Source organism: Streptomyces sp. DSM 118878, assembly GCF_052936595.1.
This window is the reverse complement of record NZ_CP193622.1, coordinates 1,442,139-1,457,040: the sequence shown is the minus strand read 5'-3', so window position 1 is coordinate 1,457,040 and position 14,902 is coordinate 1,442,139. Positions and strand designations below refer to the sequence as shown.

17 protein-coding genes and 1 pseudogene are annotated in these 14,902 nt (G+C 70.7%); 9 read left to right on the top strand and 9 right to left on the bottom strand.

All coding sequences use genetic code 11. From position 1 onward, the window contains the following. Positions 1 to 92 precede the first annotated feature (92 nt). The 8 genes from ACRAKF_RS06120 to ACRAKF_RS06085 all read right to left on the bottom strand — a co-directional run bounded on the left by ACRAKF_RS06120 (position 93) and on the right by ACRAKF_RS06085 (position 8,038). A complete protein-coding gene (locus ACRAKF_RS06120; protein WP_447035841.1) occupies positions 93 to 1,607 on the bottom strand; it encodes a VirB4 family type IV secretion system protein in 1,515 nt (504 codons plus the stop codon). Between the two features lie 28 nt (positions 1,608 to 1,635). After that, positions 1,636 to 2,097 carry a DUF6238 family protein gene (locus ACRAKF_RS06115; protein WP_447035840.1) on the bottom strand — a complete coding sequence of 154 codons (462 nt, stop codon included), beginning with the start codon at positions 2,095 to 2,097 and terminating at the stop codon, positions 1,636 to 1,638. Positions 2,098 to 2,197: 100 nt separating this feature from the next. Then, positions 2,198 to 3,670, bottom strand: a complete 1,473-nt coding sequence (locus tag ACRAKF_RS06110) for an SCO6880 family protein (RefSeq protein ID WP_447035839.1) — start codon at positions 3,668 to 3,670, stop codon at positions 2,198 to 2,200. An 81-nt stretch (positions 3,671 to 3,751) separates the two neighbouring features. After that, positions 3,752 to 5,122, bottom strand: a complete 1,371-nt coding sequence (locus ACRAKF_RS06105; protein WP_447035838.1) for an SCO6881 family protein — start codon at positions 5,120 to 5,122, stop codon at positions 3,752 to 3,754. A 36-nt stretch (positions 5,123 to 5,158) separates the two neighbouring features. Further along, positions 5,159 to 5,851, bottom strand: coding sequence for a hypothetical protein (locus ACRAKF_RS06100; RefSeq protein ID WP_447035837.1), 693 nt, complete (start codon positions 5,849 to 5,851; stop codon positions 5,159 to 5,161). After that, entirely contained in the window at positions 5,851 to 6,165 is a 315-nt protein-coding gene (locus ACRAKF_RS06095; RefSeq protein WP_447035836.1) for a DUF6112 family protein, read from the bottom strand. Before ACRAKF_RS06095 ends, ACRAKF_RS06100 begins: the two co-directional genes overlap by 1 nt. Before the next feature lie 214 nt (positions 6,166 to 6,379). Beyond that, the gene (locus ACRAKF_RS06090; RefSeq protein ID WP_447035834.1) at positions 6,380 to 6,745 is read right to left on the bottom strand and encodes a hypothetical protein; all 366 of its coding nucleotides are present in this window, start codon (positions 6,743 to 6,745) and stop codon (positions 6,380 to 6,382) included. 162 nt (positions 6,746 to 6,907) lie between these two features. Continuing rightward, a complete protein-coding gene (locus ACRAKF_RS06085; protein WP_447035833.1) occupies positions 6,908 to 8,038 on the bottom strand; it encodes a C40 family peptidase in 1,131 nt (376 codons plus the stop codon). Positions 8,039 to 8,553: 515 nt separating this feature from the next. Between ACRAKF_RS06085 and ACRAKF_RS06080 the strand changes: the two genes are divergently transcribed. The 5 genes and pseudogenes from ACRAKF_RS06080 to ACRAKF_RS06060 all read left to right on the top strand — a co-directional run bounded on the left by ACRAKF_RS06080 (position 8,554) and on the right by ACRAKF_RS06060 (position 12,066). Then, the gene (locus ACRAKF_RS06080; RefSeq protein ID WP_447035832.1) at positions 8,554 to 9,309 is read left to right on the top strand and encodes a DNA-methyltransferase; all 756 of its coding nucleotides are present in this window, start codon (positions 8,554 to 8,556) and stop codon (positions 9,307 to 9,309) included. Between the two features lie 250 nt (positions 9,310 to 9,559). Beyond that, the gene (locus ACRAKF_RS06075; protein ID WP_447041836.1) at positions 9,560 to 10,102 is read left to right on the top strand and encodes a DUF4913 domain-containing protein; all 543 of its coding nucleotides are present in this window, start codon (positions 9,560 to 9,562) and stop codon (positions 10,100 to 10,102) included. Continuing rightward, on the top strand, positions 10,099 to 10,584 hold the full coding sequence (locus ACRAKF_RS06070; RefSeq protein WP_447035831.1) for a hypothetical protein: 486 nt from the start codon (positions 10,099 to 10,101) through the stop codon (positions 10,582 to 10,584). The genes ACRAKF_RS06075 and ACRAKF_RS06070 overlap by 4 nt, the downstream gene beginning before the upstream one ends. An 18-nt stretch (positions 10,585 to 10,602) precedes the next feature. Further along, on the top strand, positions 10,603 to 11,298 hold the full coding sequence (locus ACRAKF_RS06065) for a hypothetical protein (protein WP_447035830.1): 696 nt from the start codon (positions 10,603 to 10,605) through the stop codon (positions 11,296 to 11,298). Between the two features lie 25 nt (positions 11,299 to 11,323). Continuing rightward, positions 11,324 to 12,066 (top strand): annotated as a pseudogene (locus ACRAKF_RS06060) (hypothetical protein). A 17-nt stretch (positions 12,067 to 12,083) separates the two neighbouring features. Here ACRAKF_RS06060 and ACRAKF_RS06055 read toward each other — a convergent pair. Further along, positions 12,084 to 12,725 (bottom strand): hypothetical protein, encoded by a 642-nt coding sequence (locus tag ACRAKF_RS06055; RefSeq protein ID WP_447035829.1) that lies wholly within the window; start codon positions 12,723 to 12,725, stop codon positions 12,084 to 12,086. Positions 12,726 to 13,066: 341 nt separating this feature from the next. Here ACRAKF_RS06055 and ACRAKF_RS06050 point away from each other — a divergent pair, with 341 nt between their 5' ends. From ACRAKF_RS06050 to ACRAKF_RS06035, 4 genes are all read left to right on the top strand, one after another. After that, complete coding sequence (locus ACRAKF_RS06050; protein WP_447035828.1) at positions 13,067 to 13,420, top strand: SH3 domain-containing protein; 354 nt, start codon at positions 13,067 to 13,069, stop codon at positions 13,418 to 13,420. A gap of 98 nt (positions 13,421 to 13,518) precedes the next feature. Further along, a complete protein-coding gene (locus ACRAKF_RS06045; protein ID WP_447035827.1) occupies positions 13,519 to 14,001 on the top strand; it encodes a hypothetical protein in 483 nt (160 codons plus the stop codon). Continuing rightward, a complete protein-coding gene (locus tag ACRAKF_RS06040) occupies positions 13,998 to 14,435 on the top strand; it encodes a hypothetical protein (RefSeq protein WP_447035826.1) in 438 nt (145 codons plus the stop codon). The genes ACRAKF_RS06045 and ACRAKF_RS06040 overlap by 4 nt, the downstream gene beginning before the upstream one ends. A 16-nt stretch (positions 14,436 to 14,451) precedes the next feature. After that, complete coding sequence (locus ACRAKF_RS06035) at positions 14,452 to 14,871, top strand: hypothetical protein (RefSeq protein ID WP_447035825.1); 420 nt, start codon at positions 14,452 to 14,454, stop codon at positions 14,869 to 14,871. Positions 14,872 to 14,902: the final 31 nt, after the last annotated feature.

The window sequence follows — 14,902 nt, the reverse complement described above, 5'->3', positions numbered from 1 at the left end:
TGCAGGGCATTAAGAGAGTCGATCAGGTGGAGGGCGGCTTTGCGGGGTATCAGCTCGCGACGCGGGTCGGTATTCGTGAACTCACGGACCTTTCAGTGCATGCGGGCGTCGGTGTCGAAGAGCGCCAGTTCGTGGCTGTGCAGGAGGTGCTGCACGATGAAGGATCGGCCGGCGACCTTCCACAGGCCGCGCCCTCGGGTGAGGTGGGCGATGGCGTCCATCTCGACGGAGGTCAGGCCGAGCAGGGAGGCTGCGGCGTGGAGCTGGTCGGTCTCCTGGCGGTAGATGATCCGGGTGGAGCAGTCCGCCAGGAGGCCCTCGGCCAGGGCGCGGCCCTGTGATCCGGCGTCGCCCGCGGTGAGCAGGTCGGACAGCCGGTGGATCACCATGAGGTTGGCGATGCCGAGACCGCGGGAGAGCTTCCACTGGGCCTGCATGCGCTGGAGCAGGCCGACGTGCCGCATCAGGCGCCATGCCTCGTCGTACACGATCCAGCGCCGGCCGCCGCCGGGGTCGGAGAGCGCGGATTCCATCCAGGCAGAGGCGCAGGTCATCGCGAGGACGAGGGCGGTGTCGTCCCCGGAGCCGCCGAGGCGGGACAGGTCGATGGTGAGCATCGGCGCGTTGGGGTCGAAGGCGACGGTGGAGGGGGCGTCGAACATGCCGGCCAGGTCGCCGTGGACCAGGCGCCGCATGGCGTGGGCCAGATCGCGGGCTGCGTCACCGAGCTGGCCCGACATCATCCCGGCGGCCTCGCCGAGCGCGTGAGGGTCGTTGAGGGTGGCGGCGATGTCGCCGAGGAGCGGGGTGCGGTGGGTGTCGGCGGCGCGGGTGACGACGGCATCGAGGGCGACGTCCAGGGCGGTGTGCTCCATGGGCATCAGGTCTCGGCCCAGGACGGTCCGGGCCAGGGAGCCGAGCAGGAGCAGGCGCCGCTTGCGGATCTCGCCCACCCAGTCGGCCTCGGACACGCTCTCCGGGCGCGGGGCCGCGTCCAGGGGGTTCAGGCGTCCAGGCAGCCCGGGCCCGAGGGCGACGGACCGGCCGCCGAGTGCTTCGGCCACCGGCGTCCACTCGCCCTTCGGGTCACACGGCACGTAGACGCGGTATCCGAAGGCTACCGATCGCAGCGCGAAGGACTTGGCCAGCGCGCTCTTGCCCTGGCCGATCACGCCGGCGAGAAGCAGGTTCGGGTTGGTGAAGCCCTCGACCTTGCCGTACAGAGCGAACGGGTCGAAGACGAATGAGGCTTCGGCGTGGACGTCGCGGCCGATGTAGATGCCCTCGGCGCCGAGTCCGCCTTCGGCGAGGAAGGGGTACGCGCCGGCCGCGATGGCGGTGGTCATGCGGTGGGCGGGGAGTTTCAACCGGTTCCCGCGGGCGGAGGCGGGCCCGGGGCGTCCGCTCGGTGGGTAGAGCGGGGCGGGCATCTGCTGCTCGGGGCGGGTGCTTTCGCTTTGGTGGGCGCTAGCTTCGGCGCGGGCTTTGGCGGCGGCCTCGGCGAGCTGGCGGCGGGCGGCCTTGCGGCTGGCGCGGTCGGTGCCGTGGGGGGTGAACAGCGGGCTGGCGGACGCGCGGCGGGCGCGACGGGCGGGCCGGTGGCTCATCGGGGGCCCTCGATTCTGCGGGTGGTGCTCATCGCACGCAAGCCGTGGTGTGCGGGCGGAGGTCGGTGGGGGTGGTCTTGCGGCGGATGACGTGTCCGGCGGCGAGGTGGCGTTGGCAGATCGTCAGCACGGGCGGGCCCTCGGGAAGCCGTTCCGGATAACAGGCGCTCGTCCTGGCGGTGGCCTCGGTCGTGCCGGGCAGCAGGTGGAAGGCGGCGTGGACTTCGGTGGTGGCCTGCCAGAGCCTGGTGTGGGCGGTGGCCAGGTGGCGTCCGGCGGCTGGGTGCGGGGGCCGGGTGTGGTCGGCGAGCCGGTTGAGAAGCTGGAGCAGAGCGGTGAGGTGGGCGTGCAGTACGTCGAGGTGCGGACGGTCCACGGGCCTGGGCGGGTCTGCGTCCAACGGCGCCAGGGCTCGTGCGTGGTGGCGGATGCCGGCGCTCGCGGCACGGAGGTAGGGGTGCGCGTCGTCGGGGCGCGGGGGAGAGGTCAAAGGTGGTGGTCCTTCCTGCCGGTCGGCAGGGCGGCGACGGGCGTCCCGTCGCGGGCGATCCGGAATGCAATGGGCCAGGGCGCGCTCGGGCACGTCTGGTTCACAGGGCGGTGCGGGCGAGCGGGAGCGCGGAGAGGGCGAAGGCGTCCGGCTGCTGGTAGTTGAGCCTGCGGAGATCGACGCCGGAAGTGACGGCGTGGGTCTCGATCTGTGCGCAGGCGGCGTCCAGGAGGGTGTCGGTCTCGGCGGTGACGGTGACCAGGCCGGTCAGGGCTACATCCGCGTGCCCGGCGATGAGCTGGCGTTCGCGGGTCTTGACGTCGGCGTACTCGACGGAATCCTCTTCGGAGTCGACCTGCCCGCGGCGGGCGCGCTCGTTGGCGTCGGCGATGATCGCGGCCTTCTTGCGCTGGACGTCCCGCAGTGCGGACTCAAGCCCCTGCGGCACGTAGACAAGGGAAAGGGTGCGGCGCACGCCGGCCGTGAACATCAGGCCGTGCAGGAACCCTGCTCCCATCTCGGTCCTCGGCCAGTTCTCCACCCAGTACGTCGCGTGCCGCGCGCTGTCGGTGGCGAGGCGGTCGTACTCCTCGAACTGCACGACGGGACCGGCGGCTGCGGGGTCGGCCTCGGCACGGCCGGTCTCGGACCACTGCTGGAGCGCGGCGAGAGCTTTCGGGTCGTAGGCGGTGCGGATGACGGCGGCGATCTCCCGCGCGCTCAGCCATCCGGTGACCATCAGGCCGGCGTTGCGGGCGGCCTGGGCGATGGAGGCGGTGGTCTGCTGCATGACGGTGAACGCCCCGGGCAGCCCTCCGCCGGCCTGGTTGATCAGGCGCCGGGCGGCCTTGAGGTCGAGGGAGATGGCGAGGTACGTCTCGTGCGGCGCGGCGGCCGGGCCGGCCGAGGTGACCAGTTCGGAGTAGACCTGTCCGGCGACGGGGGCCTGGGGCTGCCCGTTCTGGGTCCAGTGGCGGGTGAGCGTGTCACCGCTGTCGGGCACGGTGCGCTCCAGCACCTGCACGGTGGCGACGTGCCCGGTGCGGGCGATACCTGCCAGCGCGCGCCCCCAACTGCTCACGTTGTGGTTCTGGGTGGAGGGGTCGAGGAGGGCGAAGGCGCGGCTGCTGACGCGGGCGATGGCGGTCAGGGTCTGCTGGTGCGGGTCGTGGACGGCCGCAGCTCCGTTGGCGGAATCGCCGGGGGTGACGACCTTGAGGGAAGCGGCGGTGCCGGGCAGATGGAGGACGCCGTCCTGCCGGGGCCGGGTGACGGGCCGGGCGAGCCAGAGGGTCTGGCCGGTACGGCGGCGGTGCGCGTACCGGGTGACGATCGGTGCCCAGTCGATGAGGGAGCGGCCGTGCCGGCGGATCGCGACCAGTGCACCGGATGCCGCCCACAGCGGTGCCAGGACGAGGGAGCCGAGCAGGCCGGTGGAGATCACCGTCATCAGCAGCAGGGCGAGTGTGCAGGAGACGAGGACGAGCTGGGGCAGGGAGAGGCCGAGGAGGATGCCGCGGCGGCTCCGGTGGGGGAACTTCACCGTGACCGGAGCGACAGAAAGATCAGTCATGAGGGCGGGTCCTGGAGGCGCGGGTGGAGCCCGGGGGCGGGAGGTGGTGGGCACGTCCCGCTCCCGGGAGTCGGACAGGGGTCAGAGACCGGTCGGAGGCGGCGGCGGAGCCGACCCGCTCGACGCGGCGTCCTGCGTGCCAAAGGACGGGGGTGCGCCCTGCGGAGGCGGTGTCGTCATCGGCGGAGTTGCCTGCCATTCGCCGCCCTGGCCGGACGCGGCATTCGCGCCGGATCCGCCAGGACCTGGGGTGCCTCCCACCTGGCCGCTGGTGTCGTCGGACACGCTGGTCGGCGCGGGCTGGACGGCCTTCTCCAGGCCGGACTTGACGGCATCGCCGCCGGGCGAGCCGCCCGTTGCGCCGCCCTGCGTACCGTCCTTGCCTTCTCCGCCACCGCCAGTCGGGGTGGCGGCGACGTCGCCGGGGAATCCGCCGCCGGCGTCGGGTCCCTGCGGTGCGGCGCCCGCTCCGGCTGCGGCACCACCGGTGCCAGCGGTGGCCGTGGCTGCGGCGGCCTTGCGGGCGGCCTTCTCGGCGTGCGCCTTGGCGATCTGGGCCCCGGCGCCACCGGCACGGTGGATGGACTCGCCGTCGGTGCCGTCGGCTGCCCAGTGCACGAATTTGAAGGTGGCGTACGGGCAGAGCAGCACCAGGACCATGATCACGATGCCGGACATGACGTCGGCGAGCGCGGCGATGCCGTCCTCGGCTTCGGTCTTGCCCATGGCGGCGATACCGAGCACGAAGATCACGGTCATCAGGAGCTTGGAGACCACGAGGGTGGCGGTGGCTTCGATCCAGCCCTTGCGCCAGCGCCGGGCGACCTCCCAGCCGCCGCCGGCGGAGGCGAAGACCGCGAGGGTGACCATGACGAGGATGCCGACCTTGCGGACCAACATCACGCACCAGTAGAGGCAGGCGCCGATGGCGGCGCCGAGCCCGGTGACGACCGGGACAAGCCAGCCGAGACCGGACAGCGCCCCGATCTGGCTGACCTTTACCACGCGGCGCACGGCCGATTCGATGTCCAGGCGTGCGGCTTTGAACAGGCCGTCGCTGACGGCGTCCACGACCTCGATGGCGACTGTGGTCAGGGCGATGGCGCAGAAGGCGAACAGGACTCCGGACGCGGTGCCCGTGAATGCTTGGGTGAGGGCTTGTCCGTCGCGTCTGATGGCGGCCCGGACCAGTTGCGCGCAGAAGGTGGCGACCAGCAGGACCAGGCCCAGCGGCAACAGCATTTCGTAGTTGTCACGGAACCACCCGGCGTTCAGATCGACCGTGGTGGTGGTGTTGACGGCCTCGGCGGCCAGGTCCGCTGCTGCGGCTGCCAGTTCACCGGCGGACTTCGCCATCCAGTCACCGATGGCTTTGCCGGGGTCCGAGGCGAAATCCACCGCGTCACCGACGGCGCACAGTTTGTCCGCCAGGGGGAAATCACAGAAACCCACGAGGAGTTACTCCTCCTTTCGTGTCTCAGGCGCGGGTCACTGCGTGACGCTCGGTGCGATGGCGGCCAGCGTGCAGTCGTGGTTCGGGCGGCACTGAACGGCGAGGGTCACAGCCCGTTCCTCGGCTCCGCCGCCGCCCTTCTTCCAGCTGAGCGTCTGCTTGCCGTTGACGGTGACCACGTAGACGTACGCCTCGGTGATCGCGGACGGGTCCTCGGCCAGCGCCTGTTTGAACGCGCCGGGGTAGTGGCCCTCGGTGATGTGGGCGGTGGCGTGCTGGTCCTGGTCGGCCATCCGCGACCACAGGACCGGGTCGGGTACCTGGCCGGAGACCGAGGTCCAGTCGGCGTACTTGGTCTCGTTGGTCATCCAGGCGCGCATGCCGGCGAGCTGCTGGTCACGGCTGGTGTCGCGGGTGTCGTAGGACCACAGCATCTGAGCCGCTGCCTTGGCGTAGGCGACCGGTTCGGAGATCTGCGGCGGCTTGGGCACCGACCCGGACCCGGAGGGAGGCTTCTGGGCGGCCTCGGAGGAGGACGGGCTGCCGGTCGGGGCGGGTGCGGCACTGGCTGGGGCTTCGTGGCCGTTGCTGCCGCCGGTCAGCAGGGCGACGATCCCGGCGAGGGCTAGCAGGCCGGCGACGGCGACAGCGACGATCGCCATGCGCCGGTTGGCAGACCAGCCCGCGCCGTACGAGGACAGCGAAAGGGAAGGGAAACGGTTTCGCATCAGTGGACCTGAGACCCCAGGCCGGAGAAGAAGGCCACGATGCCGTTCGCGGCACCCAGACCGAGGGCGGCGCCGGCGGCGACGACGGTGCCTTTCTTCCCGTTGGCCTCGGCCTGGTGGCCACCGGTGTGGTGGCCCCAGGCCCAGACGCCGAGGGAGACGGCGAGGGCGCCGACGACGGCGATGATCCCGAACATGTTGATGCTGTTGACCACGTTCTTCAGCACGGCGAGGCCAGGCAACCCGCCGCCTTTGGGCGAGATTCCTGGGTCGTAGGCGAGCTGTATGAAGCGGTCTGCGAGAGGGGCGGACATAGGTGTGGCGGGCTCCTTGCATACGCGGGCCAGGTGAGGGCCGGCGGGAAAAGCGAAGCGGAGGGGGACGTGCGCTCGGGGCGCGAAAGTGGCCGCAGCGGCGGCTTGCCCGGACCTGCGTCGGGCAGAGGCGGGGAGAGTCCGCTCTTCGGGCCGAGGCGCGGCTTCGAAGCTGCCTTTTCTGCTCGGGGCCAGAGAGGGCTGCCGGGGCGCGCTACTTGGGAATCGGCGGCTTCGGCGCCGGGTTCGACTCGTACGGGTTGGCGCAGTCGTAGATCATGTATCCGCGGATCTTCTTGCCGTCGGACTTCCGGGTCACCGTGCCACGGGTGTGCCAGGTCTTCTCTGCGTGCTTGTACGCGAACTGGTTATAGGCGACCTTGTCGTGCCGGTAGGCGATGCCCATGACGGCGGACTTCTTCGAAGGAGCCTTGTGGACCTTGACCGCCTTGCACGAGATCGTCGTGTGGCCGGTGTCGTACGCCTGGGCTGTGGAGGCGCTGGCCAGGCCGCCGGCGGCAACTGCGAGGCCGATCGCGCTGGCCGCGAGGGCGCGCCGGACGCGGGAGGGGATGGTCACGTGGATGCTCCGGGGGTTGGAAGGCAGAGAGCGGGCCCTTCGCCTTGTCCTGCTGGGCGGTTCGTCGGGCGGGACGGCGAGCGCGGAGGAGGCGGCCTCCACGCCCGGCTATCGGGCAGACCACTGGCGAGGGCAGCTCGCGGGACTGCGGGCCGACCGGAATCAGAGGACGCGGCGGGCGGCGAGAATGTCCCAGTCCCTGATCGGGGTGATCCGGACCGGTTTGGTGGTGCGCGGCGCTTCGATCACGAGGCCCTCGCCCATGTACATGCCGACGTGCTCGGGCCGGGCGGCGGTGCCGCGGCTGAAGATCAGGTCGCCGGGCTTGAGGTGAGCGGGGGAGACCGCCTTGCCTTCGTTGACCTGCGTGTACGTGGTGCGGGTGAGCGTGATGCCGGCATGGGCGTACGCCTGCTGCATCAGGCTGGAGCAGTCGCAGCGGCCCATGGGGTCGGGGCCGTGCGCGTTCGTGCAGGATCCGCCCCACTGGTACAGCGTGCCGAGTTGGTGCATCGCCCACTCGATGGCCTTTCGGGCCTTCGGGTCGGCGTTCTTGGGGATCGAGTAGCCCTTGGGGACGCTCCCTTCGGGGATGCGGCCGAAGCCGGAACCGTCCTGGCCCGGTGCGCAGCCGGTCGTGCTGGTCGACGGCTTCTCGCCCTGGTTCGTGTCCTTGTCGTCCGCGTCGCCGGCGCCGGGGAAGGTCTTGGCGATGGCGCTCTGCAGCGCGGTGGCCAGGTTCTCCCACTGCGCATACGCGTCGGGGAGACCGGACTTCTGCACGGCCTGGGCAGCCTGGGTAACGGTCATCTGCTGCCAGCCGTCCACCTTGAGCAAGTGCTTGTAGAACTGCTCGGAGGCGTAGACCGGATCGCGGATCTGCTGGGCGCTGCCCCAGCCCTGGGAGGGACGCTGCTGGAACAGGCCGAGGGAGTCACGGTCGCCGTAGTTGAGGTTGCGCAGCCGGCTCTCCTGCATCGCCGTGGCGAGCGCGATGATCTGTCCCTTCTTGGGGACGTCGAGGGAGATGCCGGCGGCCACGATCGTCTGGGCGTTGGGGACCTGCTCAGCGGGCAGGTCCAGGCCCTCGACGTGCACGTCCTTGCCGGAGGCTCCGTCGAGGATCTTGGCGACCTGCGCGGCGACCTTGTTGCTGTCGATGTCGCTCAGGCAGCCGCTGAAGGAGCCGCTGCTCTGCACGGCGTCGGCGGAGGAGGCCAGCATCATGCCGGTGCCGGCGATCAGGATCGGGGAGAGGAAGACGACGCCGATGCCGGCGGCGAGCCCCTTCAACCCGAGCGGACCGCTCGCCGGTCAGCGGTTTCGGGCATGGGTGGGTAGCGAGACGTCATGAACGTGTCCTTGGGGTGCGGTGTCCGGCGTGCCGCGTGCGCAAGGCGTATGGAAGGGCGCGGCGGCCGGGGCGGGCGATCGGAGGCGGTCCGGTGCGGGGCGAGTTGCCGCTCGCTCCCTGTGGCCGGGACGTGAGCTAGGTATGCCGGGGCAAGGGAGTACCTCCGTGAGGTGTGGCAGGGGAGTAGCCAGCGGCAGTGTGCGCCGGGCGGTTCAAAAACAGTAGGCGCGGATCGGCGGTTGACCAAAAAGTCGGCGTGAGGTGCCGGAAACCGATACCCCGGCCGGGCACTTCTTGGGCGTCGGCGCTTTCGCCTCTACAGTTTTTGGACTCCCCCTCGCCCTCCCTCGGTTTGCGGCCCTGGGCTTCTGCATGCCCACTTCCGGTCTGCGAGGACTTCTGCGCGAGGCGGCTCTTTTCCTTCGTGTTTCCGCACCCGAATTGGGGTTCTTCTTTGCCTTTTTCCCTTCACCAGGGCGACGCTCTGGCCGTTCTCTCCGGCCTTCCGGACGGCTGCGTCGACTCCGTCATCACCGACCCGCCGTACAACTCTGGCGGCCGGACCGCGAAGGAGCGCACCACGCGCTCCGCGAAGCAGAAGTACACCTCCGCCGACTCCAAGAACGACCTCGCTGACTTCACCGGCGAGAACATGGACCAGCGCTCCTACGGCTTCTGGCTCACCCAGATCATGACCGAAGCGCACCGCCTGACGAAGACCGGCGGGACGGCGCTGCTGTTCACCGACTGGCGCCAGCTCCCGACCACGACGGACGCGATCCAGGCAGCCGGGTGGCTGTGGCGCGGTGTCCTGGCCTGGCACAAGCCGCAGGCCAGGCCCCAGAGGAATCGGTTCACCCAGAACTGTGAATTCATCGTCTGGGCCAGCAAGGGGCCGATCGCCGGCTCCCGGAACCCGGTCTACCTGCCTGGTATGTACTCGGCTTCGCAGCCCTCGGGGTCCAAGCGCCAGCACATCACGCAGAAGCCGGTCTCCGTGATGCGCGAGCTGGTCAAGATCAGCCCCGAAGGCGGCACGGTCCTCGACTTCTGCGCCGGCTCCGGCTCCACGGGCGTCGCCGCCCTGCTGGAAGGCCGGGACTTCATCGGCGTGGAGAAAACCGAGCACTACGCGTCGATCGCGGCCGACCGGCTCACCGAGGCGATCCGCGCAACCCTCACGCAGGACGACGTGGTTCTCGCCGTCTGATCCGGGTCCTCTCCTGCCGCCAACGCAACCGGCTCACTGCTGAGCCGCCGGCGAAGCACCGCCGGAGCGGACGTGCGATTCGCTGTCCGGTCCATTCAAGGACGCTTTCGCCCTTCTCTTATCCCGTGTCTCGTAGGAGGCCGAACTTTCAATGTCCGAATCCGCAAAGCCCTCTGACGATGAGGAGTTGGAGCCGGTTCGTATTCCGGATCCGCAGCTGGAGGGAATCGAGGCGAGCGTGCGGCGGCTCATGGAGCAGTCGGCGCAACAGGCTCAGCAGCTCGACCACCTCGCTTCCGCGCCGGCGCCGAGCGGGTCACCGTTCGCTGCGTTCGGCATGCCGGGACTCGGCGGGCCTCCGGCCGCCGCTCCGCCGGAGCCCCGCCCGATCCTGGAACTCGACGGGGAGGAACGGGAAGACGAACTCGACGCCCTCTCGGACTGGGTCGACGACTTCTTCCTCCCGGTCTACGGGGCGGAGGTCACCACCGCGGCGCCCTGGTGCCTGCAGTGGCAGGAGCACGACGACGTCGTGGCCTGGCTCCACGCCCTGTGGCTTGCCTACCAGCAGCACAAGGACCCCGAAGCCGGGCTCGCCGGGCTGTTCGTGTGGCACCGGGACTTCCTCACCCACGCCGTCGCCGCGATCCGCGCGCCGGGCGGACCGCTGTCGGCCTGCATGACCTCCCCCGACCGGCCCGCGCACCGTCTCCTGCCCGGCCCGCCGCCGTCCGTACGCACCGAGACGACGGCCACCGAGGAAGCCACCGAGCCGGACGAGCCGACGTCGTGACCGCGGGAGCGGGACAGCCCGCCTTCGGACTGAGCTTCGACCCTCGCGCGCTGACCGATCTCCTCCAGGCCCCCAGCGATATCCGGGATCTCACCCTCGCCTACCTGCAGGAAGTCGTGAACGCGCAGCGCTTCGGACAGCGCCTCGACGGCGACCTGGAGGGATTCCGGAAGCTGTTCGTGGACCGCCGCAAGGACTGGCGCGTCGTCTACGGCGTCCGCCCGGCGCCTGCGGGATCCGCCCACCCCAAGGAGATCCACGTCGTCGCGGTCCGGCCGCGTGCGGGCAACGACGTCTACGACGAGGTCGGCCGCCGCCTGGGGATGACCCGCCGTCCGCTGAGCGCTCGGACGCACGCGGCCCGCTCGCGTTCCCCGCAGCTGACCACCCGTCCTCCCGTGCCCCGGCCCGGTCCGCCGCCTGCTGCACTGCCGGGTCTGCCCCGTCCCGCACTCGACCCCGCGCACCACCTCACCCGCTGAACGCACGGAGCGTCGCCCATGTCCCCTCATCCCGCGCCGTCCGCCCGGCGTGCGGTCACGCAGCTCGACCACCGCCTCGAAGCGGTCACCGGCCACGACATCGACACCCTGTGGGCCTACCGCGACCGCGGCGTCCTCGACGAACCGCACGCCCCGCTGGTCGACCGGCACCGCACCCTGGCCGACGCCCAGATCGGCGTCACCTTCTACCTCAAGCTGCTCAACCGGCTCACGAGCGGTGAGTTCCCTGTCGACGGCGCCCTCTTCGTACGCATCGACCGCACCGTGGACCAGCTGGAGGTAGCCACCGACGCGCGCGACGCCGCCGCACAAAAGGTGCTCGCCGCCCTGGAGCCCATCGAGGCCGCCGCCTCAGCGTCGACGCCTGACGGACCACCGCTTTCGACCGATGACCGGGCGGCACTGCTCGCCATCGCCGGCGGTGCCAAGCTCCACGAACACCTCCTGACTGGCAGGGCATCCGTGACCGCCTCGTCCGGCACCCGCATCCCCTATCCCCAGATGCAGCAGCTGGAACGCGCCGGCCTGATCCGCCGGGATACCAGCCACCCTGTGCACGCCGGTCAGCCCGTCTCCCTCACCGACGCCGGACGAGCCGCACTGCTCGACGCCCGTCGAACGCCCACGACGCATGCACCGAAGAGCCCGGCTCGCCCCGGCGCCTCGCCGTCCACTCCCGCGAAGCGGCGCTGAACTCCACCGTTCCACCGAAAGGCTCTTGTTGTCCCCCACCGAACCGGCGCCGGCCCGGAAGTCCATCCCCCACGTCGACTTCGAATTGGACGACCTTGACTCCGACGAGAAGGTGTACCTCGACTTTTACCGCAAGGTCGCCGTCCGCGAGGACATGCTTGTCCCTCTCGCCCAACACCACGACGGGCCCCAGAGCTACTACGTCTTGTTCGACCGCACTGCCACCTGGGGACACCCCGGCACACCCCAGCTGCTCGCCGTGCATCTGCAACGGGACTACGAAGAACAGACCTTCAGCTTCGAGCAGGCACCGTTGCCGCTGCCCGCGATGGCGCAGTCCTGGCTCATCCACCGCGGCTGCCCGCACGACGCGATCGGCCTCGACCCCGAGTTGGGCCCGCCGCCGGCGGACGAGGCCACGCGATCATTGGAGCGGCGCCTCGTCGGCGACGGCGACCACTACGCCATGGGCTACTCCTACACCAGCGACGACCCCGACGACATGGTCATCGTCGTTATTCTGCGTGCCCGGGACGAGCAAGCCCCCAGCCCGTTCCGCGTGCTGGTCGAGGAGGCCGATACCGAGAGGTGGACGCACACCCTGCGCGAGGGCGGCTTCGACACGGCCGGTGAGGCCCTGCAGTGGTGCAACGACCGCCTCACCGGCGAGGCCAGCCCTCTCCCGCCGGCCCGCCCGGCAGCCACCGCCAGCCGCCCGGCCGGTGTCGCCAAGGCCCCGCTCCGCGCCCGTCCGGGCGTTCGCGCTGAGCGCTAGGTGTGCTGTCTCACGAGGTGGCTTCCCCGGCCCGCACCGTTTGCTGGGCCGCTACCTGCGCGAGCACCGAGTACAGCAACTCAGCGCGCTGACTGCGCGGGCTGCCGAAAGACTTCCGGTCGGCGGTGAGCAATACGATCCAGTGCGCGCCGGTCATCCGCATTCGGCTGGCCGCCTTTACCGCCGACAGCAAAGTCCGGTGCTCCCGCCCGGCCAGCGGCCCACGTGCGGGTGACACCAGATCATGTGCGGGCACTCGCAGCCGCTGGCGCAGATATAGCGGTACCGCCTCCCACGTCGGGTCATCCGCCCCCGGCAACTGTCGGCCCTGGGCAGCCCCGGACTCAGCCAGGGGCGCCGCCGCGGGAGTCGGCGGCGCGAGTGTCTGCGCCCGCTCCAGCCCGGGTTCGGGTGCAGCGGGGGACCGATCGTCAACCGGGGCGCCGACGGCGCAGGTGTGGGCGGCCGACGTATCGCCGTAGGCACACCCGGGGCAGGGCGCCCACCTCGTCAGAGCGGAGGCCATCCGCACCACCGAGCGATCCGGGCCAAACCCCAGCGACATCAGCCGGAGCGGCAGGCGCGCGTCCTCCACAGCGCGCAAGGCGGCGGTCGCAAGGGCATCGTGGCCCGCCACGAACCACTTGCCCATCCCTTCTACGTCCTCGCCGCACCCGCAGACACAGCGCTGACTCTCCCTCGTCTCCACCCCCCGGGACCCTAGCGGCACCAGCAGCTCCAGAGCGGCCAAGCCACGCCGACTCGTCATTACGGCGAGCCCTGTCTGCGTGGCTGGAGAGCACGTGCCAAAGCGGCGCGCCTGCGAGTACCAGCTTCCTGAGACGCCACAGCTAGGCCCGACACGGGCGGCGCAACATAGCCGACGATCGCCGGTTAGCCAAACCGGCGAATCTCCGGACTCTTATACAAGGCCGGGACAACTCCCGCAGCCCTTCCCCGCATTCCCTGTGCCTTCACGGAGGTTTCTTACGCATGCGCTCCACCCGAATTGCCATATCCGCGGCGATGCTCGGCGCGCTCGCACTGCCGGCGCTGTCCGCCATCCCCGCCAGCGCCGCGACCGTACCCACCACAGCAACCGCCACCCCCGCCGTGAGCTGCCACAACCTGCCGCCGCTCCCGTACGCGGTGCACGCCAAGGCCGTGACCATCCGGTCCAAGGCCAGCTCGAAGTCCACCGCGCTCGGTGTGCTCTACAAGAGCCACAAGTTCAACGTGGCCAAGAAGAGCGGCAACTGGCACTACATCACGGACAAGACGACCGGCGTCAAGGGCTGGGTCTCCGGCACGTACGTCTACCGCGACGTCCGCATGTGCCTGGACTGACCGGATCCAGCACGTCCCGCTCAGCGGCCGGGGGCGCCGAGTACAGCCGCTCCTCGCATTCCCCAGGCATCGGCCTTTCCAGAACAGGAGACCCCCTTTTGACCGACGGCATATCCGAGGAGTCTGCGGATGTCGTGGGCGTGCTCACCGAACGGATCGAGGCCCGCTTCGACATGGGCATGAACCAGCTGAAGGCCGCGGTCGCCGCCGCTCCGACCGCGAACACCGACGCCACCGACGTCGTCAAGTGGCACGGCCTTCTCGTCGAGGCTCAGTCCGTACTGGAGCGCGCGGAGGACGACCTCCTCGCGGCCCTTGAGACCCAGCCCAGCGAGGTCGACGACCCGACGATGGGCCTCGCCCACCGGGTGAACGCCGCCGTCACCACCCGCGATGGCCGGGCCATGGTCGTGCGGTGGCTCCTCGACCCGGACGCTCCGGGCAAGAAGGACCTCGCCGCAGAGCGCCTGGCCCGCCTCCGGTCCCGAAGCGGCCCGGCGGTGCAGACCAGCGCCCCCAACCGGCCGGCAGGGACACCCGCGCCGGCGTCGGCTTGGCGGCCGACAAGGTCCGCCCGATGAGCCGGGACAAGGCCAGCACCATGGACACCGACCTGCAGAAGGTCTTCGGGAACCCGGTACCCGAGCTGTACGAGGCGGCGTTCGGCCGCGATGCCTCGCCCGCGCTCGCCCGTGCCCTGGAGCTGCGCTCGTTCCTGGCGCTCACCGAGGAGCAGGTCGCTCTCGTCCGCGACCGCGTCCACGCCGACATGGACCCGGAGCACGACATGGACGAGCTGTCGGCGGACAAGCTCCGCTTCGACGCGCAGTGGCTGGAGGCAGCACTGGAGGCCCGCGACGGCTACCGCGCCGCCCTCGGCGAGCTGCTGCGCACCATGCCGCCGCCTGGCCGGCAGGCCCGGCCTGTTCGTACGGCACATCTCAGAGCCACCGCCACCCTGCGCCCGTCTGCCGCCCCGGCACCCCAGCGTGCCGGGGCGGCCCGGGCCCGCTGACCGTGAAAGTCCCCGTTTGCCCGACCTGACGTCCACCGACATAGCCGGACGGATCGAGGACCTGTACGGCGCACCGCTCGCCGACCTCGAAGTCCACGCACAGGACCAGCCCCCCGGCATGCTCTCCGCCCTGCTCGGCATGCACGACACCCTCGCCCTGGCCGAGCGCAGCATCGACTTCCACCGCGACCACCTCACCCGCCTCATCCACCCCGAGCGGCGGATCGGCCCGCACGAGGTCTCCCATCTCCTCGACGGCACCCGCCGACTCACCGAAGCCGTCGCCATCCGCGAGACCCAGGCCAAGTCGGCCGCCGCCGTCCTGCAGAGCCTGGTCCGCGTCCCGGCCCCGACCTCTGGCTCTGCCTCTGCGGCTCCCATGCTGCCTGCCCCGGCCGCGCCCCTTGCGGCGCAGAGCGCGGCACACAGCCGCTGACCCCCAGGCAACCCCCCTTTCTTTTCACCCA